The organism is Candidatus Eisenbacteria bacterium (assembly GCA_035577985.1).
Taxonomy (GTDB): domain Bacteria; phylum Desulfobacterota; class Binatia; order DP-6; family DP-6; genus DATJZY01.
On the sequence record DATJZY010000132.1, the window covers coordinates 73,775 to 95,496 of the forward strand.

General features: G+C 71.3%; 21 protein-coding genes. 13 read left to right on the forward strand and 8 right to left on the reverse strand.

From position 1 onward, the window contains the following. Position 1: 1 nt before the first annotated feature. Complete coding sequence (dcd, locus tag VMS22_19470; protein ID HXJ36218.1) at positions 2-511, reverse strand: dCTP deaminase; 510 nt, start codon at positions 509-511, stop codon at positions 2-4. Between the two features lie 43 nt (positions 512-554). On the opposite strand from dcd, the gene VMS22_19475 reads away from it, so the two are divergent. The 5 genes from VMS22_19475 to VMS22_19495 all read left to right on the forward strand — a co-directional run bounded on the left by VMS22_19475 (position 555) and on the right by VMS22_19495 (position 8,216). Beyond that, positions 555-2,645, forward strand: coding sequence for a hypothetical protein (locus VMS22_19475; GenBank protein ID HXJ36219.1), 2,091 nt, complete (start codon positions 555-557; stop codon positions 2,643-2,645). A gap of 9 nt (positions 2,646-2,654) precedes the next feature. After that, entirely contained in the window at positions 2,655-3,434 is a 780-nt protein-coding gene (locus VMS22_19480; protein HXJ36220.1) for an enoyl-CoA hydratase-related protein, read from the forward strand. A gap of 47 nt (positions 3,435-3,481) precedes the next feature. Next, positions 3,482-5,083: an alpha-glucan family phosphorylase gene (glgP, locus tag VMS22_19485; protein ID HXJ36221.1), complete on the forward strand. Its 1,602-nt coding sequence runs from the start codon at positions 3,482-3,484 to the stop codon at positions 5,081-5,083. A gap of 92 nt (positions 5,084-5,175) precedes the next feature. Next, positions 5,176-6,780: an SGNH/GDSL hydrolase family protein gene (locus VMS22_19490; protein ID HXJ36222.1), complete on the forward strand. Its 1,605-nt coding sequence runs from the start codon at positions 5,176-5,178 to the stop codon at positions 6,778-6,780. Positions 6,781-6,788: 8 nt separating this feature from the next. Next, positions 6,789-8,216, forward strand: a complete 1,428-nt coding sequence (locus tag VMS22_19495; GenBank protein HXJ36223.1) for a sulfatase — start codon at positions 6,789-6,791, stop codon at positions 8,214-8,216. Between the two features lie 41 nt (positions 8,217-8,257). Here VMS22_19495 and VMS22_19500 read toward each other — a convergent pair whose 3' ends face one another. The 4 genes from VMS22_19500 to VMS22_19515 form a co-directional block, all read right to left on the reverse strand. Beyond that, on the reverse strand, positions 8,258-9,409 hold the full coding sequence (locus VMS22_19500; GenBank protein HXJ36224.1) for a beta-ketoacyl synthase N-terminal-like domain-containing protein: 1,152 nt from the start codon (positions 9,407-9,409) through the stop codon (positions 8,258-8,260). 81 nt (positions 9,410-9,490) lie between these two features. Beyond that, entirely contained in the window at positions 9,491-10,498 is a 1,008-nt protein-coding gene (locus tag VMS22_19505) for an alpha-hydroxy acid oxidase (protein HXJ36225.1), read from the reverse strand. A gap of 44 nt (positions 10,499-10,542) precedes the next feature. Then, positions 10,543-11,589, reverse strand: coding sequence for a class I SAM-dependent methyltransferase (locus tag VMS22_19510; protein ID HXJ36226.1), 1,047 nt, complete (start codon positions 11,587-11,589; stop codon positions 10,543-10,545). A 13-nt stretch (positions 11,590-11,602) separates the two neighbouring features. Then, on the reverse strand, positions 11,603-12,478 hold the full coding sequence (locus VMS22_19515) for an LLM class F420-dependent oxidoreductase (GenBank protein ID HXJ36227.1): 876 nt from the start codon (positions 12,476-12,478) through the stop codon (positions 11,603-11,605). A gap of 48 nt (positions 12,479-12,526) precedes the next feature. Here VMS22_19515 and VMS22_19520 point away from each other — a divergent pair, with 48 nt between their 5' ends. The 4 genes from VMS22_19520 (at position 12,527) to VMS22_19535 (ending at position 16,765) form a co-directional block, all read left to right on the forward strand. Next, positions 12,527-13,375, forward strand: a complete 849-nt coding sequence (locus VMS22_19520; protein HXJ36228.1) for an alpha/beta hydrolase — start codon at positions 12,527-12,529, stop codon at positions 13,373-13,375. Positions 13,376-13,478: 103 nt separating this feature from the next. Beyond that, entirely contained in the window at positions 13,479-15,425 is a 1,947-nt protein-coding gene (locus tag VMS22_19525) for a tetratricopeptide repeat protein (protein HXJ36229.1), read from the forward strand. A 45-nt stretch (positions 15,426-15,470) separates the two neighbouring features. Then, on the forward strand, positions 15,471-16,115 hold the full coding sequence (locus VMS22_19530; protein ID HXJ36230.1) for a hypothetical protein: 645 nt from the start codon (positions 15,471-15,473) through the stop codon (positions 16,113-16,115). After that, positions 16,112-16,765 carry a hypothetical protein gene (locus VMS22_19535; GenBank protein HXJ36231.1) on the forward strand — a complete coding sequence of 218 codons (654 nt, stop codon included), beginning with the start codon at positions 16,112-16,114 and terminating at the stop codon, positions 16,763-16,765. The genes VMS22_19530 and VMS22_19535 overlap by 4 nt, the downstream gene beginning before the upstream one ends. Before the next feature lie 4 nt (positions 16,766-16,769). Here the strand turns inward: VMS22_19535 and VMS22_19540 are convergent, their stop codons facing one another. From VMS22_19540 to VMS22_19550, 3 genes are read right to left on the reverse strand one after another with little or no spacing between them, the layout of a single operon-like run. Next, entirely contained in the window at positions 16,770-17,144 is a 375-nt protein-coding gene (locus VMS22_19540; protein ID HXJ36232.1) for a pyridoxamine 5'-phosphate oxidase family protein, read from the reverse strand. Between the two features lie 3 nt (positions 17,145-17,147). Further along, entirely contained in the window at positions 17,148-17,570 is a 423-nt protein-coding gene (locus tag VMS22_19545; protein HXJ36233.1) for a pyridoxamine 5'-phosphate oxidase family protein, read from the reverse strand. Beyond that, complete coding sequence (locus tag VMS22_19550; protein HXJ36234.1) at positions 17,567-18,409, reverse strand: sugar phosphate isomerase/epimerase; 843 nt, start codon at positions 18,407-18,409, stop codon at positions 17,567-17,569. The genes VMS22_19545 and VMS22_19550 overlap by 4 nt, the downstream gene beginning before the upstream one ends. Before the next feature lie 124 nt (positions 18,410-18,533). Between VMS22_19550 and VMS22_19555 the strand changes: the two genes are divergently transcribed. The 4 genes from VMS22_19555 to VMS22_19570 are packed head-to-tail and all read left to right on the forward strand — an operon-like array spanning position 18,534 to position 21,719. Continuing rightward, positions 18,534-19,673, forward strand: a complete 1,140-nt coding sequence (locus VMS22_19555; protein HXJ36235.1) for an amidohydrolase family protein — start codon at positions 18,534-18,536, stop codon at positions 19,671-19,673. A 44-nt stretch (positions 19,674-19,717) separates the two neighbouring features. Continuing rightward, positions 19,718-20,134: a thioesterase family protein gene (locus VMS22_19560; GenBank protein ID HXJ36236.1), complete on the forward strand. Its 417-nt coding sequence runs from the start codon at positions 19,718-19,720 to the stop codon at positions 20,132-20,134. 46 nt (positions 20,135-20,180) lie between these two features. Further along, entirely contained in the window at positions 20,181-20,651 is a 471-nt protein-coding gene (locus VMS22_19565) for a nitroreductase/quinone reductase family protein (GenBank protein ID HXJ36237.1), read from the forward strand. 54 nt (positions 20,652-20,705) lie between these two features. After that, a complete protein-coding gene (locus VMS22_19570; protein ID HXJ36238.1) occupies positions 20,706-21,719 on the forward strand; it encodes an LLM class flavin-dependent oxidoreductase in 1,014 nt (337 codons plus the stop codon). Positions 21,720-21,722: the final 3 nt, after the last annotated feature.

The window sequence follows — 21,722 nt, forward strand, 5'->3', positions numbered from 1 at the left end:
GTCAGAGCCGGTCCTGGCGGGCGAACCGGCCCTGGTAGATGGCGCTCCCCTCGCACCGCTGCAGCACGATCTGGCACAGACGGACGCCGGCATGGATGAGGAGCGTGCGACCGGCCACGTTCGACATCTCCAGCACCTGACGGCTCGACACGCCGGGTGCGACGAATCCCGAGGTCACGTGGATCATGAGACCCAGCCGCGCGAAGCGGCTGCGCCCCTCGAGCCAACCGCTGATGTCCCCGGGCAGCGTGATGCGCTCGCGCGTGATGCCGTGGATCGTCTCCCCCGGTTGCAGCGCGTACGGCTTGTCGAGCGTCCGGACCTCGGTGATCGTCTGGTAGTCGGTGTCGTCGGTGACCGCAACCGGCTCGGGGGCCTCGTGCATGACGCGGATCTCGTCGCCCAGGTGCAGGTCGATCGAGGCGGGTCCGATCTGATCGGGCAGGAGCGGGTCGATCACGACCCGGCCGCTCTCGAGCTCGCGCCGGATCACGTCGCGGGTGAGGATCATCGACGAAAAGTGTAGCAGAAGCCCCGGGGTGGTACACGGAAGCGTGCGCGTCGCGGTCCTCGCGCTGCTGGGCGCGGTGGCGGTTTCGGTGTGGGCGACCTGGCCGCTCGCCGTGCACCTTTCGACGCACGTCTACGATCCGACGCGACACGGCGGGTTCGTCGCCGAGTCGATCCGGGCCGACGTGCGTCTGGTCGTCTGGATCCTGGCGTGGACGCTGCACGCCCTCACGACGCCGGGGGTGTCGCTGTGGGACGCCAACGTCTTCCACCCCGCGCGCGGGACGCTCGCGCTCTCCGAGCACCTGCTGGGCGCCCTGCCCGTCTACGCGCCGCTCGCGCTCGCGACCGGCGACCCGGTGTTCGCGCACCAGGCGACGCTGCTCGCGACGTTCGTCCTGGCCGTGCTCGCCATGCTGGCGCTGGCGCGCGCCTGGACGGCGAGCTGGCCGGCGGCGATCCTGGCGGCGAGCCTGTTCGCGTTCAGCCCGTTTCGCGGTGCCCACCTCGGCGCGCTGCAGATCGAGGGCTGCTGGATGTTCCCGGTCGTCGTCCTGGCGGCGTGGCGGAGCGTCACGACGCCGGGGCTCGGGTGGCCGATCGCCCTCGCTCTCTCGCTCGCGATGGTGGGCCTGCACTCGGTGTACCTCGCGTACGGCGCGTTCGCCGGGCTCGCGACGCTCCTCGCGGTGGTGATCGCGTTCGACGCGCGCGCGCGCGCCGCCTGGCGACGGGTCGCATTCCCCGCGCTCGCGGCCGCCGCCGTCGTCGCCGATGCGTCCCGTCCCTACCTCGCGATGCGCGAGGCCGGGGCGCTCGGGCCGCCGAGGGGTGAATTCGTAGCCCTCACGTCGGCAATGCTGGGCCAGACTGGCACGACCTTCGCGGTCGTGCTGGCGCTCCTCACGGTCCCGTGGTGGCGGCGCGGCCTCGCCCGCGACGTGCCGGTCGCGTGGATCGCCGGAACACTGGCCGCCGGCGTCATGTGTCACGCGCTCGCGCTCGGTCCGACGATCCGTGCCAGCACCCTCGAGATGCCCGGTCCGTATGCGCTGGCGGCGGCCGTCGTGCCAGGCTTCGCAGCGCTCCGCATCCCGAGCCGGCTGAACGCGTTCGCGACCGCGTGCGCCGCGCTGCTCGCCGGCGCCGGCGCGGCGGGACTCGCCCGTTCGATCTCGAACCCGCACAATCGAGCGCGCGTCGCCATCCTGTCGGTCGCGCTCGCGTTCTCGGCCGCGCGGGTGGGCCTGCCGAGCCGCGTCCCGCTCGAGCCGATCGAGACGCGCGCGACGCTGCCGCCGGTGTACCAGGCGCTCGCCGCAGCCGCGCCCGGTCCGGTGCTGGAGCTCCCGTGGCACGACTTCGACCGCCTGCCGACGGAGCGCGGCGCCGACGCCACGCGGACCTACCGCAGCGTGTACCACTGGCACCCGCTGCTGAACGGCTACAGCGGCTACGCGCCGCCCACCTACCCGCTGGTGAGCGCCCTCGTTCACGCGCTACCCGATCCGCCGGCGCTCCGCCTGCTCGCACGCATGACGGGACTTCGCTACGTGCTCGTCCACTCGAGCGAGCTCGGCGCGCGCGAGCGCGCCGAATGGGATCCGCCGTCCGATGCGGCGCTGACGCCGGTCGCGCGGGACGAAGCCGACGCGCTCTATGCGTTGCGCGACCCGCCGGCGCCGGACTTGCTGGATGCGTTCGTCTCCGACGCGCCCGCAGCGGCGACGCTCACCGGGACGCCGCTGGAGCCCCTCCCCGCAGAGAGTCGCCGGCCGTCGGTGCGCCTCCTCTCGCCGGCACCGGCGACCGCGCGGCGTCGCCTGCGATTCGCGCTTCCGGCCGAGGTACGAAACGCCTCCACCCTCGGGCCTGCGTGGCCCGCACTGGTCGCCCAGTCGCCCTACCTCGTCACGGTCGGAACACGCTGGGAGCGTCCCGATGGGAGCCTCGCCGATCACGATGACGTCGCCGGGCGCCTCCCCTACGATCTACCCTCCGGCGCCGGCGCGGCCGTCCTGGTCGGGGCACGCACGCCCGACGAGCCGGGAAGCTGGCGGCTCCGCATCGGCGTCGTGCAGGACGGCGAATGGCTGCCGGGCGACTCCCTGTCGATTCCGATCGAGGTACGGTAAGACCCGGGCATGGCGTACGAGCACGTCCTGGTCGACGTCGAGGGCGACCTCGGTATCGTCACGTTGAACCGCCCGGCGCGCCGCAACGCGCTCTCCGAGGCGGTCATCCGTGAGCTCACCGCCGCCTTCGAGCAGCTCGCCGCCGAGGCGCCCGTGCGTGCCATCGTGCTCGCCGCCAACGGCCCCGTGTTCTCGGCCGGGCACGATCTCTCCGAGATCGCGGGCCGCGATCTCGACGGCATGCGGCGCCTGCTGGGCGCGTCCGCCAACCTCATGCGAACGATGCAGGCCCTACCCCAACCCGTCGTCGCCTGCGTGCACGCGATCGCCACGGCGGGGGGCTGCCAGCTCGTCGCATCCGCCGATCTCGCCGTCGCCGCCGACGTCGCGCGTTTCGCGACGCCCGGCGGCCGTGAAGGGTGGTTCTGCATCACCCCGATGATCCCCGTGCAGCGCCTGCTGCCGCCCAAGCGGGCGCTCGAGATGCTGTTCACGGGCGACGAGATCGACGCCGCGACGGCCCTCGCCTGGGGGCTCGTCAATCGGGTCGTCCCGGCAGACCGCGTCCGGGACGAGGCCAAGGCGCTGGCGCGACGCGCGAGCCGCGGCAGCCTCGGGGCCAAGGCCCTCGGCAAGCGGATGTTCTACGAGACGGTGGAGCTCCCCCTCGAGCCCGCGTACGAGAAGGCCGTCGAGGCCATGGCGTCGAGCGCGCTCACCGACGACGCCCGCGAGTGGATCCGGGCGTTTCTCGACAAGCGGCCCGCGGTCTACTCGAAAAAGCGCTGAACTGGATTGAAACCGGAGGTCGGCGCTGATTTGAATGGGCCCCGCCCATGACCGGAACCGTCGCCTACTTCTGCATGGAGTTCGGGCTCCACGAGGAGTTCCCGATCTACGCCGGCGGCCTCGGCATCCTCGCCGGCGACTTCATCAAGTCGGCACACGACCTCGGGCTGCCGGTCATCGGGGTCGGGCTGCGCTGGGCGCGCGGCTACTCGCGGCAGCGCATCGGCGACGACGGGCTCCCCGTCTCCGAATTTCCGAGCTATCCGGCGAGCTTCCTCGAGGACACCGGCATCCGCGTCCGGGTGCGGGTCGCGGCGCGCGAGGTCGAGGCGCGCGTCTGGCGCACGCAGCACTGGAAGAACGCGCCGCTCCTGCTCCTCGAGCCCGCGAGCCCGCGCGACGCCTGGATCACGCACCGCCTCTACGATCCGACGCTCGACTGCCGCGTCGCCCAGGAGATCCTGCTCGGCGTCGGCGGCGTGCGCGCGCTGCGCAAGCTCGGCGTCGCCGTCGACACCTACCACTTCAACGAGGGTCACGCGGCCTTCGCCGGCATCGAGCTCATCGCCGAGCGCATGAGCACGGGCGAGCCCTTCACGCAGGCCTGGCGTGCAGTGCGCGACCACATCGTCTTCACGACGCACACGCCGGTCGCCGCCGGCAACGAAGAGCACGCGCTCGCCGAGCTGCGGCGCATGGGCGCCTGCTGCGAGCTCGTCGACGGCGAGATGCTGGCGATCGGCGGCGATCCGTTCAACATGACCGTGGGCGGGCTGCGCCTCGCGCGGCGCGCCAACGCCGTCTCGCAGCTCCACGCCGAGGTCTCCCGCGCGATGTGGCGCGACGTCGACGACGCCGCGCCGATCCTGCCGATCACCAACGGCGTGCACGGCGGCACGTGGCAGGACGCGCGCATCCGGGAAGCGGTCGGATCGGCCGCGGGGCTGTGGACGACGCACCAGGTGCTGAAGCGCGAGCTGCTCGACGAGGTGGCGCTCCGAACCGGCGTCCGCCTCGACAGCGACGTCCTCACCATCGGCTTCGCCCGCCGCGCGGCGGCGTACAAGCGCAGCGACCTCATTTTCCGCGATCCCGAGCGCATCGAGCCGCTGCTGCACGATCGCCGCGTGCAGATCGTCTTCGCGGGCAAGTCGCACCCCGACGACCAGGACGGCCGCCGCATCGTCGGCCGCCTCGTCGAGATGGCGCGCGCGCATGCGCAGTCGATCGTGTTCGTGCCCGACTACGACATGAAGCTCGGGCGTCTCCTCACGCGCGGGTCGGACGTGTGGCTGAACAATCCCATCCGTCCGCTCGAAGCCTGCGGCACCTCCGGCATGAAGGCCGGCATGAACGGCGTCCTCAACCTCTCGGTCCTCGACGGCTGGTGGCCCGAAGCGTGCCAGCACGGCGAGAACGGCTGGGCGATCGGCGACGGCACGCCGGGTATCGCCGACCAGGACGACGCCGACGCGAACGCGCTCTACACGACGCTCGAGCACGAGGTGTTGCCCACCTACGCCGCGCGCGAGCGCTGGGTGCACATGATGCAGACGAGCATCGCCGTCTGCCAGGAGCGCTTCTCCTCCGACCGCATGGTCCGCGACTACTTCGAAAAGCTCTACTCCCGCTCGCCGATCGCACCTTGACGGCCGCTGCGCGCCGCCAGCACGTGCAGACGACCGCATCGAGCGAGGGGCCTTTCTTGACAGCGTCGCACGCGGCGGCCTAGGGGACACGCGTGCGCAGGCAGATCGCGGGCGCCGCCGCAGCGACGCTGATCGTCCTCGCACTGGTGGAGGGCCTCCTACGGCTCGCCTACGTCGTGCGCAACAATGCGGTGAGCCGCATGCCGCTGCCGTACGTCTTCGGGCAGATCTACGGTCCGGTTCCGCCGTGGATCGACGGCCTGCGCCTGCTCGAGCCGGACGAGACGCTCCTGTGGAAGGGACGGCCGAACGTCCGGCGCGCCTACGTCGACGTCTTCAGCCCGGTGCACGACGACGCCGAACGCATCTCGCTCCTGCGGCGGTTCTGGCCGACCATGCCCGCCTCGCTCGCACACAACCCGGTGTGGGAGGTCGCGCTCGACAAGCGGGGCTTTCGGCAGGACCCGTTCACGCCGAGCAAGCCGGCATCGACCCTGCGCATCGCGTGCCTGGGCGACTCCTGGACGTTCGGGGCGAACGTCGGCCCCACCGAGACCTACCCGCGACGGCTGAAGTGGCTCCTGGAGCGCGACCTTCCGACGCGGCGCTTCGAGGTCCTGAACCTGGGCGTCCTCGGGTACTCCTCGTACCAGGGAGTCTCGCTGCTGAAGTCGCAGGTGATCGACTGGGAGCCCGACGTGCTGCTCGTCGGGTTCGCGATGAACGACGCGTCGGTGCAGCGCGAGAGCGACAAGCGCGTCGCCGCGAACATGCGCGATCAGGCGCCGCCGACGCTGAAGGAGCGCTTCTGGGCCCTGCTCGAGTACTCCGAGATCTATCGTCTCGAGCGCTACCTCGCCGACGTCTCGAAGTTCACGCCGCCGTCGATCGGAGACTATCTGAAGGAGGTGGTTTCCGACGACGCGGGCACCGCCTATCTGCGGCCCGGCGCCGCGGGGCTCCTCGACTACACGAAGCTCGAGGGACACACCCGCGTCTCGCTCCCGGACTACGAGCGGCACGTGCGCGAGATCGTCGAGATCGCGAAGCGAAAGCACATCACCGTGGTCCTGCTCTACAACGAGCTGTCGCCCAACAGCCCGTACCGCGAGACCCTCGAGGACGTCGCCGACGACGAGGGCGTACCGTTCGTCGACAGTAGCGCGATCGTCGCCGACGCGCGCCGCCGGATGGAGACGAACCTGGAGGATCGACTCGACCTGCGCCCGCAGCCGTCACACGGCGAACCGGCGGCGGGCAGCGTCTCGACGGTGTTCCGCGTCTATCGCGAGGGACCACCGACGGGCCGTCCGATGTACATCGCCGGCGCCAATGCCGCGCTCGGGAACCTCGTCCCCAACACGGTCGCCATGTACGACGACGGCACGCACGGCGACCAGCGCGCGGGGGACGGCGTGTGGTCGCTCGCGGTGACACTGCCCGCGGGCGAGCCGGTCTTCTACGTCTACACGAACGGCGGCACGCCGGGCCGGTGGGACGAGGTCGACGTGCCGCAGATCCGCGGCTTTCGCGTGGAGGCGCCGGACGGCGCGACGGAGGTGTACCGTCCGATCGATTCGTGGGGCAAGATCTACATGCAGGCCGACGCCTGGCACACCAATGCGCAGGGCTACACGCTGATCGCCAAGGCCGTGTTCAAGCGCTTGAAGGACGACGCGCGCTTCCAGGCGCCGTAGGAGGGGACGTGGGCGGGGGGCGGATCGGACGGGCGCTCGTGGCGATGGTGCTCGCGTGCGCGTGCAACTCCCATCCGCCGCGTCACGTGGTCCTGATCACGATCGACACGCTGCGCGCCGATCACCTGGGCCTCTACGGCTACCGCCATCCGACGTCGCCGTTCATCGATTCGCTCGCCGCCGAGTCGACCGTCTTCGACGAGGCCGTCGCTCCATCTCCCGTGACGGCCCCTTCGGTCGCGTCGATCCTGACCGGTCTCAACCGCGCCTCGCACGGCGTGCGGGCCAACGGCGAGTCGCTGCCGGCCTACGTGCCGACCCTGGCGGAGATGCTGAAGGCGCACGGCTTTCGCACGATGGCGCGGATCGCGAACCCGCTGCTCGATGCGCCGCGGGGCTTCGGGCGCGGCTTCGACGACTACGCGGTGCCGCGCACGCTCGTGCAGCGCCCGCCCGAGATGATGGGAGGGTCTCCGGTCGTCGAGGAGGCGCTCCGGCTGCTCGACGGCGCCGGCGACGCGCCCTTCTTCCTGTGGCTCCACTTCTACGATCCGCACGGCCCGTACTATCCGCCGGCCGCATACCGCGACGCGTTCCGCGCCGAGGACTACCGCTGGCCGAACGAGCCGGCCGAGCTCGTCGTCTCCACCGACCGCAACGCCCTGTTCCAGATCCCGAAGTACCAGGTCGTCGACGACGAGCGCGCGCCGTCCGTGTATCGCGCGCGCTACGACGCCGAGGTGCGCTACACCGACGATCACGTGCGCGCAGTCGTCGACGGCCTGCGCTCGCGCGGCCTGTGGGACGACACGCTCTTCGTCCTGACGGCCGATCACGGCGAAGGGATGGGCGAGCACGGCTACTACTTCCAGCACGGCTGGTACGTGTACGAGGACTGCGTGTGGGTCCCGCTCCTCGTGCGCGCGCCCGGACGCATGGCGGCCGGACGGCGCGAGACCCGCACGGTGAGCCTCGTCGACGTCGCGCCGACGATCCTCGCGCTCCTCGACCTTCCCGCGGTGCCCGAGATGGAAGGGAGGAGCCTCACGGCTCCGCCGCCCCCCGAGCCGACCGCGTTCACGCAGAGCTACCATGGCTCCAGCCACGCGGGCCTGCGGCGCGGTCGCTACAAGTATATCTTCACGCCCGCCCGCTCGGCGTCGAGCCCGCCGCCCGCGCCCGAGGACGAGCCGATCCTCCCCGCCGAGCCGCACAACGAGCTCTACGACCTCACGAAGGATCCCGGCGAGCTCCACGACCTCTCGACCAGCGAGCCGGCCGTCATGCACGAGCTCCGCAAGGTCCTGCAGGCCTGGCTCGCCGACCAGCACCGCCGTGGCGAAGCGACGAGCGCACGCGAAGCCGCGACCGGCGGCCCCCGCCCGCTCGACCCGCTCGTCGAAGGCCAGCTCCGCGCCCTCGGCTATCTCAACTAACAGAGCCCCCGGCGCGACGTCGCGGCCCCGACGCCGCGACGTCAGCCCTTCTGGTACATCGTCACCACGCACGCACCCCCCAGCCCGATGTTGTGCTGGAGCGCGGTGCGCGCGCCTTCGACCTGCCGCTTGTCGGCCACGCCGTTCAGCTGCCAGACGAGCTCCGCGCACTGCGCGAGCCCGGTCGCGCCCAGCGGATGGCCCTTCGAGAGGAGGCCGCCCGACGGGTTCACGACCCACGTGCCGCCGTACGTGACCTCGCCGTCGTCGATGAGCTTGCCGCCTTCGCCCGGCTTGCAGAGCTGGAGGCCCTCGTAGCTGATGAGCTCGTTGGTCGAGAAGCAGTCGTGCAGCTCGATGACGTCGACTTCGTCGGGACCGACGCCCGCCTGCTCGTAGACCTTCGCGGCGGCGCGCCGGGTCATGCCGACGCCGATGAGCCCCATCGCACCCTCGGCGAAGTCCTCGACGAAGTCGGTCGTCATCGCCTGGCCGATGATGCGGACGGGGTTCGTGTGACCGTGCTTCGCCGCGTACTCCTTCGAGCACAGGATCGCCGCCCCGGCACCGTCGGAGGTGGGGCAGCACTGGAGCAGGGTCAGCGGATCGTAGATGAGCCGTGACGCCAGCACCTCCTCGAGCGTGCACGCGTCGCGATACTGCGAGCGCGGGTTGTTGACGGAGTGGCGATGGTTCTTCACCGAGACCTTCGCGAACTGCTCCCTGGTCGTACCGTAGAGCTCCATGTGATGCCGGCCGCCGTCGCCGAACATGAGGGCGGCGGCGGGCGGACGCTTCTTCGCCGCCTCGTCGTACTTCTCCTTCAGGCCGGGGAGCTGCGAATCGAGCGGCCCCTTCTCCATCTTCTCGAAGCCGAAGGCGAGGACGCACTGATTCATTCCCGAGGCGATCGCCTGATAGGCGAGGTGCAGCGCGCTCGATCCGGTGGAGCAGTAGCTGTGCACGTTGTAGACCGGGATGCCGCCGAGACCCATGAAGTAGAGCGCGCGCTGGCCCTGGCAGCTCATGCCGTTCACGTAGCCCGCGAAGGCCTGCTCGAAGTCCTTCGGGTCGACCGTCGCCATCCCGACCGCTTCGGTGACCGCCTCCTTCACGAGGTCGGTGAAGTCGGTGTCGCACCGCTCGAACTTCGTCATCCCGACGCCGATCACGCACACGTCCTGCCTGGCCATGGAATCGATCCTCCGTTCGATTTGAAGCGACGGTGGTCTTAACCGGGATCGGACCCCGGCGGCAACCGCGCAGGACGCACCCTACCCGGCGGCCCGGTGGACGTGGTGGCGCGCGACGTCGGCCGCGCGCGGCGCCCCGAGCAGCGCCATCGCGTTCGCGACCTCGTCGTGCAGCAGCGCCAGGAGGTGCGCGACTCCCTGCTCGCCGCCGGCGGCGAGCGCGAAGAAGTGCGGGCGGCCGACGAAGACGGCTCGCGCGCCGAGCGCCAGTGCCACGAGCACGTCGGTACCGCGGCGCACGCCGCCGTCGAGGTAGACCTCGGCGCGGTCGCCGACGGTCTGGACCACCTCCTCCAGGACCTCGATCGACGCCGGCGAGCCGTCGAGCTGCCGGCCGCCGTGGTTCGACACGACGACGGCCGCCGCGCCGTGCTCGGCCGCGCGCAGGGCGTCGTCGGCGCGCAGGATGCCCTTCACCACGAGGGGAAGCCGCGACAGCCCGCGCAGCCACGCGAGGTCGTCCCAGGTGAAGCGCTGGTCGTGGAGCTCGGCCATGAGCGCCATGAACTCCTCGCCACGCCCGAGGTGCGGGAAGTTCCCGAGCCCGCCGGGCTCGAGCGAGAAGCCCGTTCGCACCTCGCCCTCGCGGCGGCCCGGGATCGGGAAGTCGACGGTGAGCACGATGGCCTGGTAGCCCGCCGCCACTGCACGCTCGACGAGCGCACGCGACGTTCCGCGGTCCTTGTGGACGTAGAGCTGGAACCAGCGCGGCCCTGCCGGCGCGCGCGCCACCTCCTCGAGCGAGCAGCTCGACATGGTCGACACGCAGTCGACCACGCCCGCTGCCGCGGCCGCGCGCGCGACGGCGACCTCCGCGTCGGGGTGGGCGAGGCGCTGCCGGGCAGTCGGCGCGAGCCCGACCGGCATCGCGACGCGCTGCCCGAGCAGCGTCGTCGATGGATCGACCGTGCCGACGTCGATCAGCACGCGCGGCCGCAAGCGCCAGCGCGCGAACGCCGCCTGGTTGTCGCGCAGCGTGACCTCGTCGCAGGCGCCGCCGGCGACGTAGGCGTACGCGCCCGGGTCCATGCGCTCGCGCGCGAGCGCTTCGAAGTCGCGAGCGTTGAGCGGCGTTACGGTCGCACCTCGAGCACGAGGTTGAACGGCGTGCGGGTCGCGGTGCGAAAACGCGTGAAGCCCGCCTGCCGCACCACGTCTTCGAGCCGCTTCGGGCCCGCCTGCGCGCCGAGTGCCAGCCCCACCTCCTGCGAGCGCGACGCGGGCGTGCAGACCATGGTCGACGCGGAATAGAAGATGCGCCCCACCGGGTTGAGATTGTCTTCCAGGCGGTCGCCCGCGAACGGCTCGACGAGGAGCCACGTGCCGTCGGGTTTGAGCGTCTCCAGCACGTGCGTCGCGACGCCGACCGGATCGCCCATGTCGTGGAGCGCGTCGAACACGCAGACGAGGTCGTAGTCCGTGCCGGCGTAATCCTTGGCGCTCGCGGTCTCGAAGCTGACGCGGTCGGAGACGTCGGCGTGCTCCGCGTGCTGGCGCGCCGCCACGATCGAGGGTTGGTGGAAGTCGAAGCCGACGAACGTCGACTTGGGATAGGCCCGCGCCATGATGATCGTCGACGCGCCGTGGCCGCAGCCGACGTCGGCGACGCGCGCGCCGCGACGCAGGTTCGCCTCGACGCCGTCGAGCGCGGGAATCCACGACGCGGTGAGGTTCGCGTTGTACCCCGTGCGGAAGAAGCGCTCGGTGCCCTGGAAGAGATCGTGGTGGTGTTCGTGCCAGCCGACGCCGTTGCCGGTGCGGAACGCTTCGAGCACCTTCGGCGCGTCGGTGAACATCGAGCGCGCCACCTGGAAGCCGCCGAGGAAGTGGGCGGGGCTCGATTCGTCGGCGAAAGCGAGCGTCTGGATCTCGTTCAGCGAGAACTTGCGCGTCGCCGCGTCGTAGTCGACGTAGCCGGCGGCCGCCTGCGCCGACAACCACTCGCGAACGTAGCGCTCGTCCGTGCCGGTGCGATCCGCGAGCTCCGCCGGCGTGAGCCCGCCGGTGCCCGAGAGCGCCTTGTAGAGTCCGAGTTCGTCGCCGATGCCGACCAGGGCCGCCGACAGGACGGCGCCGAGATCACCGACGAGCTTGCCGAGGAATTCGTCGAGCGTGGGCATGATGCGTCTCCTTTCAGGTGGCTTCGCGAGCAACGATCTCGAGCTGCTCGAGATAGTGGGCGAGACTGGTATGGCGGAATCGCAGATTCAACACGGTCGCGCCGAGGGCGCGGTAGCGCGCCACGAGATCCAGGAAGGTCCGGCGCTCGTCGGCCCGCGTCACGTCGAGCTGGCGATCGAGCGGCAGGACGAGATCGAAGGGCGTCCGTCGCTGGCGCCACTCGGGCCAATCCCTCGCACGACCGAGCAGTGCACCCAGCCGCTCGACGTCGAGCCCGAACGGATCCCAGCCGTCGCCCTGGACGAGGGCGCGCCGCAGGGAGCGTGGCGACCGCCCCCCGAGCCAGATGGGAATGCGCGCCTGCACGCCGCACGGATCCACGACGAACCCTTCGAAGCGGAAGTACGCGCCCTCGTAGCGCGGCTCCCGCTGCCCGAAGCTCTCTCGCAGGGCTCGAACCGCGTCCTCGTAGACGGGACCACGCCCTGCGAACCGGGCACCGAGCAGGCGGAACTCCTCCTCGAGCGTCCCGACCCCGACGCCGAGCACGAGCCGGCCGCCGGCGATCCGGTCGAGCGTCCCGTAGCGCTTCGCGATGGCGAGCGGGTGGTGGTAGCCGAGCACGAGCACGTGGGTCACGAACTTGATCCGCGACGTCTGGGCGGCGAGGAAGCCGAAGGTCGCCAGCGGGTCGTAGTAGCGCGCGCCGCGCACCCGTGTGACGCCGGCCGGGATCGCGACGTGCTCGCTGCAGGTGAGGTGATGGAAGCCCAGGCGGTCGGCCGCCCTTGCGATCTCGGCGATCTCCGCCGGGCCGGCGTCCTCGGTCCAGGATGCGTCGTTGTCCGGATGACGCGTGACGATGGGCGTGACGAGCCCGAGCCGCATGCGTCCCGGGCGTAGACCAATCGCCGATCGCCTGGCAACCTGCGGGCCGTGCCCGACCTGCCCGCCACCCCTCGCCTCCGCCACGTCCGCGCCGTGGGCTGCGACGTCAACGTCGTCGAATGGGGCGATCCGGGCCGGCCGTCGCTCCTGCTGCTGCACGGCGGAATGGCGCACGCACGCTGGTGGGACTTCGTCGCCGCGCGGCTCGCCGATCGGCTCCACGTGTTCGCGGTCGATCTCCCCGGCCACGGCGACAGCCCGTGGATCGAGCCGTCGCGCTACGTCCACGTCGAGGTCCCGGTCATCCGCGAGCTGCTCGCGACGCTCGCGCCGGGTCCGTGGAGTCTCGGCGGCCATTCGAACGGCGGGCTCCTCGCGGTCGTGACGGCGACCGAGGGAACACCGCTCGCGCGCCTCGTCGCGGTCGACATCCCGCTCGACCCGTCGGGCGATCGGCTCGTACGCTCCGGCAAGGGCTTCCGCCGCATGCCGCAGCCCGCCTGGACGTCGCGCGAGGAGGGCGTCGCGAGCTTCCGTCTCTTCCCCAAGGACGGCGACGTGCCGGTGGAAACGCTGCGCTACATCGGCGCGCACTCGGTCCGCGAGGACGGCAACGGCACGTGGACGAGCAAGTTCGACTGGCGCTATTTCCGCGGCCGCGATCCGAACGGACCGAATCCGTACGCCGCGTTCCCCGAGCGCCTGCGCCGGATCCCCTGCCCCACGCTGCTCGTGCGCGGCGGCAACAGCTCGATCCTCGGCGCCGACGACTACGCCGAGATGCTGGCGCGCGTCCCGCGCGTGACCGGCGTCGTCGTCGCGGGCTCGGGCCACAACCCCCACGTCGAGCGACCGGCCGAGACCGCCGAAGCGATCGCCGCCTTCGTCCGGGAGTAGGTCGCCGGTCCAACAGGGTGTCAGCCGGTTGGCACCCTCTGGCGCCGCCGGTGACCGCGCTGCGGTCGGGGCGCGTGGCACGGCCGTTGCTCCTTTCGGACCCATGGCTCGACGCGCCCCGCTCGCCGCGATCGCGGCGCTCCTCGTCGTGGCGGTGGGCGCGATCTACGCGCCGATCCGGCACGCCGGCTTCTTCAACTTCGACGACGCCGCGTACATCACCGACAACCCGTTCGTGCGCGACGGCCTCACGCTCGGTGGCCTGCGCCAGGCGTTCTTCGCGAGCCGCGGCGCGCTCTGGATGCCGCTCTCGTTCACGTCGCACATGCTCGACGTCTCGCTCTTCGGCGTGACGCCGGGCGGGCCGCACGTCGTCAACGTCCTCTTGCACGCGACCAACGCGGTACTCCTCCTCCTGCTCCTCGTGCGAGCGACCGGAGCGATCGCGCCGAGCGCCGCCGTCGCAGTGCTCTTCGCGCTCCATCCGCTGCGCGTCGAGTCGGTCGCCTGGATCACCGAGCGCAAGGACGTCCTCTCGGCGTGCTTCGGCCTGCTCACGCTCAACGCGTGGGTGAGCTACGTCCGACGGCCCACCCGCGGCACGTACGGCATCGTCGTCGCGGGCACGGTGCTCGCCCTGCTCTCGAAACCCATGCTCGTGACGCTGCCGATCCTCCTCGTCCTGTTCGACGTGTGGCCGCTCCGCCGCCTGGGGAAGCTCGCCGACAACGGCGAGCCGCTCATGCTGACCGACCTGGTATTGGAAAAGGCGCCCTTGATCGCCCTCGCGCTCGCCGCCGCGGCGATCAACCTCGGCGCCGCGCAGTCGGAGGGCGGGCTCATGGCGCTGGCCGGCCGTCCGCTCCCGGCACGGATCGCCAACGGCGTCGTCTCGTACGCGTGGTACGTGTGGAAGACGATCTGGCCCGCGGATCTCGCCGTCTTCTACCCGTATGCCGGATGGTCCGGGCTCACGGTGGCAGGCGCGGCGCTCGGTCTCGCCGCGGCGGGCGTGATCGCGATCGCGACCCGGTCGCGATGGCCGTGGATCGCCGTCGGCCTCGCCTGGTTCGTCGTGGGTCTGCTGCCGGCGATCGGAATCTTCCAGGCCGGCCGGCAGGGGATGGCGGATCGCTTCACGTACCTGCCGAGCATCGGCCTCTTCATCGCCGTCGCATGGACGCTCGATCGCGCGGGCGGATCGCGCGCCGCTCGCGCGGCGCTCGCCGGCGCGACCCTCCTCTGCGCGATCGCGCTCGGCGCCGCGTCGTACCGCCAGGTGGGCTACTGGCAGAGCAGCGAGACGCTCTTCGAGCACACCCTCGCGGTGACGGGCGACAACCCCGTCGTCGAGGACGCGTTCGGCAGCGTGCTCGCGAACGGCGGCCGTCCGGCCGAGGCGATGCCCCACTTCGAGGCGGCGCTCCGCATCGACCCGCGCGACGTCGTGGCGGCGCACGGCATCGGCGTCGCGCTCGACGGCCTCGGGCGATTCGACGAGGCAGCCGAGCAGTATCGGGCCGCGCTCGCGATCGAGCCGGGCTACTGGCGCGCGCACAACGACCTCGGGGTCTTCCTCCTGAAGAAGAACGACGTCGAGAGCGCGCTGCACCACTTCAGCGAGGCGGTGCGCCTGAACCCGTCGGCAGGCGCCGCGAACTCGAACCTGCGCCTCGCGCTCGAGCGCTCCGGTATCGCGGGCGCGAACGCGGACAGCTACGTGCGCGGCCTCCTCACCTGGTCGGCCGCCATCGCCGCCGATCGCGACAGCCCCGGCGGTGCCGCCTACGGCGCGAGCCTCTCGGGCGATCTCCTCGTCGCGCGACCCGACGCGCTCCGCGGCTGCCTCGGAGGAGGCGTCGGCAACGTCGCCGCGGCCCCGTTCAACCTCTACGTCGAGGTGGGCGCCGACGGTACGGTCACCGCCGTCACGGCGGTGCCGCCAACGCGCGCCGCCCTCTGCCTGCGTGACGAGCTCCGCACCGCGCATGCGCCGGCGCCCCCATTCGCGCCGTTCCGCGGCGTCGTGTCCATGCCGGCCAAGGGTTGAGACGGGGTTGACCCGACCGGCGCGACCCGTGGTACGGGTCGCGCCATGAACACCACGCGCACCGCGGCGATCGTGCTCGCCGCACTTCTCGTCATCGATCTCGGACACGGTTTCGCGGCCGTCCTCTGCAAGAACCGCGCTGGCGGGGTCATCCTGCGCGAGAAGTGCAAGAAGAAGGAGACGCAACTCGATCTCGTCCAGCTGGGCGCGGTCTGCCCCAAGGGCGACCCGGGACCGCCGGGGAGCGGCTCTCGTGTCGTCGATGCCAACGGGCGGTCGGTCGGACCGCTGGTCTCGGGCGCGAACGTCCTCATGGTTGCTGGCGGCCAGGCGGTGATCGTGCGCGCCGACACGTCGGGCTTTCCTGCGGACAGGGCGCTGGCGTACACAACCAGCGACTGCTCGGGCACGGCGTACGTGGAAGTGTTCGAACCCCTCGCGCCCCGCACCGTCACCATTGGGGGGACCCTCTACTACCCGGGGCTGCCGCTGCAGCCGGTGCACATCTTGAGCAACGGGTTCGCGGACACCACACCCACCGACTGCACCAACGGCGGGGGCGTCGTGCTCCCGAGCGGCCTGTGCTGCGAGATGTCCGACCGAGGGACGGAGGATGCGGGCGTGGCCATGACGCTCGATCTCGCGAGCCTCGGCTTCGCGCCACCCTTCCACGCGGAGGTCGTGCCGTGAGGCGCACCGTCGCCGGGGTGGTACTCGTCCTCATCACGGGTGTCGTGGTGTCGAGCCACGCCGACGTCCTGTGCACCACGCGTTCCGGAGCGCTTCGCGTCCGGCAAACGTGCAAGCGTCGGGAGAAGCCGGTTGATCTCACGACGCTCGGCAAGGTCGGCGCACCCGGAGCCCCGGGCGATCCCGGGGCGCCCGGTCCGGCCGGGCAGCTCATTGACGCCGCCGGGCAGAGGCTGTCGCCGACGTTGTTCGCCGAAGAAGAGTTCGGCACGGTGCTCCGGATCGGTGACGTAGTCGTCGGCACCGCCGTCCATACCGACCGCTTCTCGACGTTCGTGCGCCTCGTCTACGAGGCCTCCAACTGCGCGGGCGCCCCGCTCGTCCAAGCCTTCAACGGGCTCCTTCGCCCGGCCTTCTTCATGGGATCGACGGCGTACTACGCTGGCGATCCGATCCAGTCCCGAGTGACGATGTCCTACGCCAGCACATCGACCGCCGGCGACTGCATGCTCGCCGGAGGGACCTTCAACGCGGGGTTCTGCTGCTTCAACGATTCGTCGCCGAGCACGGTGCCTGCCGGGCCGGCGGTCAGCGTCGACGTCAGCGGACTCGTCTCGCGCTTCCCGCTCTCGATCGCCGTGGTCCCCTGATCGCCTAGTACTTCCGATGGATCTTCCGGAAGTCGAAGCTCGACGTGTCGTCGAGCGGCACCCCGTACTCGATCCAGTCGGCGCCGAGCGGGCTGCCGGCGCGCACCGTCGCCCGTCCGTGCGCGACCACGCCGCGGATCTCGTAGTACGACGGGAACTCGTCCGCCGCACAGGCGACGCGCGGGTCGCGCTCGATGTTCGCGTGCGAGCGCGCCCCGCGGGGCACGGCGAAGCGCAGCTCGTCACCGTCGAGCCGGATCGGCACGAGGTCGCCGACCGGCGTGCCGTCCGGATCGAGGGTCGCGAGGGCCGCCCAGCGCTGCGCGCCCAGGAACGCGAGCAGCTCGTCGCGGGTCATGGCGATCGCTTCGCGCGGCATCGCTCACTCGCTCCACAGCCGCTGGACGAACGCGGCTTCGTCCGGTTCGACGTCGAGGAAGATCCGCTTCCCCGACGCCATGCGCTCGGCGACACGGCCCGCGACGCCGTCCGAGACTTTCGGCGCAGCACGGTCCGTCGCCGGCATCGCCGCCAGCTCGGCTTGCCGTAGGCTGCCGCGCCCGCGCAGCCCCACCCCGCGCGCGTCGTCCTTGCCGTAGCCGTTCACGACCAGGCAGCCGGCACGCGGGTCGCGCTCGACGTTCCGCGCCTTGGCGCTCTTGCGGTACGTCGACATCGTCATCCGCCCGTCGGCGAAGAAGCCGGTCATGGGGTGGATGGTCGGCGCGCCGTCGCGGCGCCGCGTCAGCAGGAACGCGCGGGTGTGGCGGCCGAGGAACTCGGCGACGTCGTCCGGAATCTTCATCGTTCCTCCCTGGCGCGCCCGATCACGGCGCGTGCGGCGGCGCCGGCGCGGCGTCCGACCTCTTCGGGCGCGAGCGTGGCGAGCGCGTCGGACAGCACCTCGACGCCGATCGGCGCGCGCGAGCCGCGCTCGTCCACGAGCCGTACGAACGAGCGCAGGTCGAACTCGCCCTCGCCGGGAAGCCGCCGGCGCCGCATCGTCTCCTGCACGTAGTCCCCGCCACTCGGGGCAAGCGTGCCGTCGCTCATCTGGACCGCGAGGATCGGCACGTCCGTCGCGCGACGCAACACGTCCGCCGATCCCGGTCCCCGCGCCATGTGCCAGCTGTCGGCGAGGACTCCGCCGTTCGGCCGCGCCGCTTCGCGCACGACCGCGATCGCCGTCGCGAGGTCGACGCGCGAGCCCGGCCAGAACTCGACGTGGACGAGGAGGCCGTGGGCTGCGGCGCGATCGCAGATCGCGGCAAAGTCGTCGGCAAGCGGGGCGGTAGCACCCGGCGCACCCGGCCCCTCGGCTATGCTGAGCGATCGCGCCCCCAGGCCGTCGGCGATGCGGTAGCAGGTCACCTCGCGATCGCCCGGTCCGCTCGAGGTCCCGGGTGTGCCGAGGACGTCCGAGAGCGCTTCGATCTCCGAGACCACGAGGCCGCGGTCCGCCAGCATGGCCCGCATGTCGGCGTCGGTCGCGCCCGTCGCGCGCTCGCGCTCGTAGTGGCGGGTCCACAGGGAGATGCCGCGAAAGCCCCCCGCTACGGCCGCCCGGACGCGCTCCCCGAAGCTGGCCCTGGGCAGCGTTCCGGCGCACAGCACCAGGTCGTGCGGTCCGAGCCCACCCCCCATCGGACCCCGACCCTGCGGCCCCGGCCCCTGTCCGGTCAAGCCAGCCGGGGGGCTTGGCTCGACCGTGCCGGTATTGGTATGAACGTTCGTTCGTTAACGCAGACCCCCCTGGAGGACACCTCGGATGGCACGCGCATACCGCATCATCTCGGCCGACTCGCACACCCTGGAGCCGCCCGATCTGTGGGACAAGTGGCTGGAGAAGAAGTACCTCGACACCGCCCCGAAGCTGGTCGAGGACAAGGACGGCGGGCACGCGTGGCTGTACATGGGAGCGACCACGCCCGAGCCGCTCGGCCTCGTCACCTGCGTCGGCACGCGTCCCGAGGACCTCAAGTGGACGGGCGCCCGCTTCGGCAAGCCCACCAACGGCGCTCAGCGCGAGATCGATCCGGGCTGCTACATCGGCGACAAACGCCTCGCGATCATGGACGAGGACGGCGTCGACGCCGAGATCCTCTACCCGCCCCAGCGCGCGATGCTGACGTTCATGAAGCAGCAGAACAAGGAAGCGCACTTGGCCGGCATCCAGGCGTACAATCGGTGGCTCAAGGACGGCTTCTGCGCCGCCGATCCGGAGCGTCTGATCGGCATCTTCCAGACGCCGAACGTCGGCATCGAGACGTCGGTCGCGGAGCTCAAGCGCGCGAAGAAGGAAGGCTACAAGGGCGTCGCGCTCTCGGCGTGGCCGTCGGGTGGCGACAACCTGCGCCCCGAGGACGATGCCTTCTGGGCGACGGCCGCGGACATCGACATGCCCGTCTCGATCCACCTCCTCCTCGCGGCGCAGCAGGCGAAGATGGGCGCGTCGAACAAGGGCTCGGTCGCCATCGGCGCGTCGGCGTTCATGTACACGATGCCGATCATGGTCGAGATGATCTTCCAGGGCGTGTTCGACCGCTTCCCGAAGCTCCGTCTCGGCCTGATCGAGGTCGGCGTCGGCTGGATCCCGCACTTCCTCGAGATGGTCGACGACCGCTACTGGCGGAACCGCCACTGGACGAACACCAAGACGAAGAAGGTGCCGAGCGACTACTTCCACGACCACATGCTCGCGACCTTCATCGTCGATCACAACGGCGTGTCGGTGCGCCACCAGGTGGGCGTCGACAACATGGCGTGGTCGACCGACTTCCCGCACCACGGCAACGACTGGCCGTACTCGCGCAAGGTGATCGACGAGCTCTTCGTGAACGTCCCCGAAGAGGAGCGCCGCAAGATCATCTGTGACAACGCGGTGCGGTTCTGGAATCTCGGCAACTGACGCCCGACGCCGACGGGTATCACTGGTTCGCCTTCGAGGTGCTCGTGCGCGACCTGGATCCCCAGGCGCACATGGCGAACCACGTCTACGTCGCCTACCTGTCCGAGGCGCGGGCGCGCTGGGTGCGGGCCGTCGACCCGCACGGGCGTCACTTTCGCCCGTCGGTCGTGGCCGACGTCCACGTGAAGTACGTGAGCTCGCTGCTCGCGCGCGAAGCGTTCCGGGTCGGTGTGCGCGTGGCCCGCGTCGGCACGTCGAGCATCACGTTCGGCTACCGGATACTCGGCTGCGACGGCCGCGTCGCGGCCGAGGCGGACAGCGTCGAGGTGATGATCGATCCGGAGACGCGGCGGCCGCGGGCGCTGTCGGCGGAGGGACGCAGGTTGCTGGGGCCGAGGAGCCGAGGCCGGACTCGTCGCCGTTCTCAGCCTTGCGAAGAGCGCGACACCAACCTCGCGTAGGCTCGCGACGAGACCGGCGGCACGCGGCTTGCTCCTACGGTGAGGCATGTGGCCGCCTCCCAAGCTCATCGCCAGCCTCCTGACGTGGCGCGGGTGGAACCCCCGGGTGATCCGCGCGGGAAGCAGGCTTCACGCCCGTCTCTTGCAACGATTTCAGCGGGCGAAGCTGATCGGCGGCGACGCGCTCGTCCTCACCACCCGCGGGCGGAAGACGGGCAAGGAAAGCTCGACGCCGCTCTTCTACGCCAGGGATGCGGGCCGGCTGCTCGTCGCGGCCTCTTTCGCGGGCAGCGGAGTTCCGCCCGGCTGGTATCTGAACCTGGTCGCCCATCCCGATGTGCGGGCGACGACCGACGGTCGCACGCAGCGGTATCGAGCTCGAACGCTCAGCGACGAGGAGGCGGAGGCCGCTTGGCCGAAGCTGCTCGGGGTGTATCCGACGTTCTCGCGCTACCGGCGGCGCGCACTTCGGACGATACCCGTCGTCGAGTTGCGCCGCATGGTCGGCGGCGCCTAGCCGTCTTCGAGCCCTCCCTGGTCGACGTCGGATACCTGCTAGTAGAGTGTCGCCATGGACGTCGGCCTCACCATGGTCCCGATTCCCAAGCGCGCCGCGCAGAACGCGCGCATGGTGGAGGATCTCGGCTTTGCGAGCCTGATCCTCCCGGACAGCCAGAACCTGGCGCCCGAGGTGTGGGGCCAGCTCACGCTGGCCGCGCAGGCGACGTCGCGGATCCGTCTCGGCCCAGGCGTCACGAACTCGGTCACGCGCGATGCGGCGGTGACGGCGTCGGCCGCGCTGGCGCTGCAGGTCGAGAGCGGCGGGCGCGCGGTGCTCGGCATCGGGCGCGGCGACTCGTCGGTGCAGCGGATCGGCAAGACGCTCGACCCGCTCGCGAGCTTCGAGCGCTACCTCACCACGGTGCAGGCGTACCTTCGCGGCGAGGCGGTGGATCGCGACGGCTTTGCGAGCCGGCTCGAGTGGCTGCCCGAGGTGCGTGCGCCGAAGGTGCCGGTCGAGGTGGCGGCGACGGGACGCCGCGTGATCGAGCTCGCGGCGCGCCACGCCGATCGCATCTGCTTCGCCGTCGGCGCCGACCCCGAGCACCTGGGTGCCGCGCTCGAGCACGCACGCACGGCGGCGCGGAACGCGGGGCGCGATCCGGGTGCGCTGCGGTACGGCGCGTTCGTCAACTGCGTGGTGTCGGACGACGTGGCGAAGGCGCGCGACGCCGTGCGCGGCGCGGTCGCCACGTTCGCGCGCTTCTCGTCGATGCGCGGGAGCGACCCGGATCGGCTGCCGCCGCCGCTGCGCCGCGCGGTGCTCTACATCCGCGACCACTACGACATGCGCGACCACACGCGCACGGGGGTCGCACACACCGCCGGCATCGACGACGACTTCGTCGACTGGTTCGCGATCGCCGGCCCCTCCGACGTCGCGATCCGCCGGCTGCGGCAGCTCGCCGCGCTCGGGCTCGACTTCGTGCACGTGATCCCCGGCTCGACCGGCATGCCGCGCGAGATCGCGATGGCGTCGGTCGCGCAGCTCGCGCGCGACGTGGTACCGGCGCTGGCCGGGTGATTC

Excerpts from the sequence above, each read along its gene's own strand:
- dcd (HXJ36218.1), bottom strand. The coding sequence starts at position 511 with ATGATCCTCACCCGCGACGTGATCCGGCGCGAGCTCGAGAGCGGCCGG.
- VMS22_19480 (HXJ36220.1), top strand. The coding sequence starts at position 2,655 with ATGGCGTACGAGCACGTCCTGGTCGACGTCGAGGGCGACCTCGGTATC.
- glgP (HXJ36221.1), top strand. The coding sequence starts at position 3,482 with ATGACCGGAACCGTCGCCTACTTCTGCATGGAGTTCGGGCTCCACGAG.
- VMS22_19500 (HXJ36224.1), bottom strand. The coding sequence starts at position 9,409 with ATGGCCAGGCAGGACGTGTGCGTGATCGGCGTCGGGATGACGAAGTTC.
- VMS22_19505 (HXJ36225.1), bottom strand. The coding sequence starts at position 10,498 with ATGGACCCGGGCGCGTACGCCTACGTCGCCGGCGGCGCCTGCGACGAG.
- VMS22_19510 (HXJ36226.1), bottom strand. The coding sequence starts at position 11,589 with ATGCCCACGCTCGACGAATTCCTCGGCAAGCTCGTCGGTGATCTCGGC.
- VMS22_19515 (HXJ36227.1), bottom strand. The coding sequence starts at position 12,478 with ATGCGGCTCGGGCTCGTCACGCCCATCGTCACGCGTCATCCGGACAAC.
- VMS22_19525 (HXJ36229.1), top strand. The coding sequence starts at position 13,479 with ATGGCTCGACGCGCCCCGCTCGCCGCGATCGCGGCGCTCCTCGTCGTG.
- VMS22_19530 (HXJ36230.1), top strand. The coding sequence starts at position 15,471 with ATGAACACCACGCGCACCGCGGCGATCGTGCTCGCCGCACTTCTCGTC.
- VMS22_19540 (HXJ36232.1), bottom strand. The coding sequence starts at position 17,144 with ATGCCGCGCGAAGCGATCGCCATGACCCGCGACGAGCTGCTCGCGTTC.
- VMS22_19545 (HXJ36233.1), bottom strand. The coding sequence starts at position 17,570 with ATGAAGATTCCGGACGACGTCGCCGAGTTCCTCGGCCGCCACACCCGC.
- VMS22_19550 (HXJ36234.1), bottom strand. The coding sequence starts at position 18,409 with ATGGGGGGTGGGCTCGGACCGCACGACCTGGTGCTGTGCGCCGGAACG.
- VMS22_19555 (HXJ36235.1), top strand. The coding sequence starts at position 18,534 with ATGGCACGCGCATACCGCATCATCTCGGCCGACTCGCACACCCTGGAG.
- VMS22_19565 (HXJ36237.1), top strand. The coding sequence starts at position 20,181 with ATGTGGCCGCCTCCCAAGCTCATCGCCAGCCTCCTGACGTGGCGCGGG.
- VMS22_19570 (HXJ36238.1), top strand. The coding sequence starts at position 20,706 with ATGGACGTCGGCCTCACCATGGTCCCGATTCCCAAGCGCGCCGCGCAG.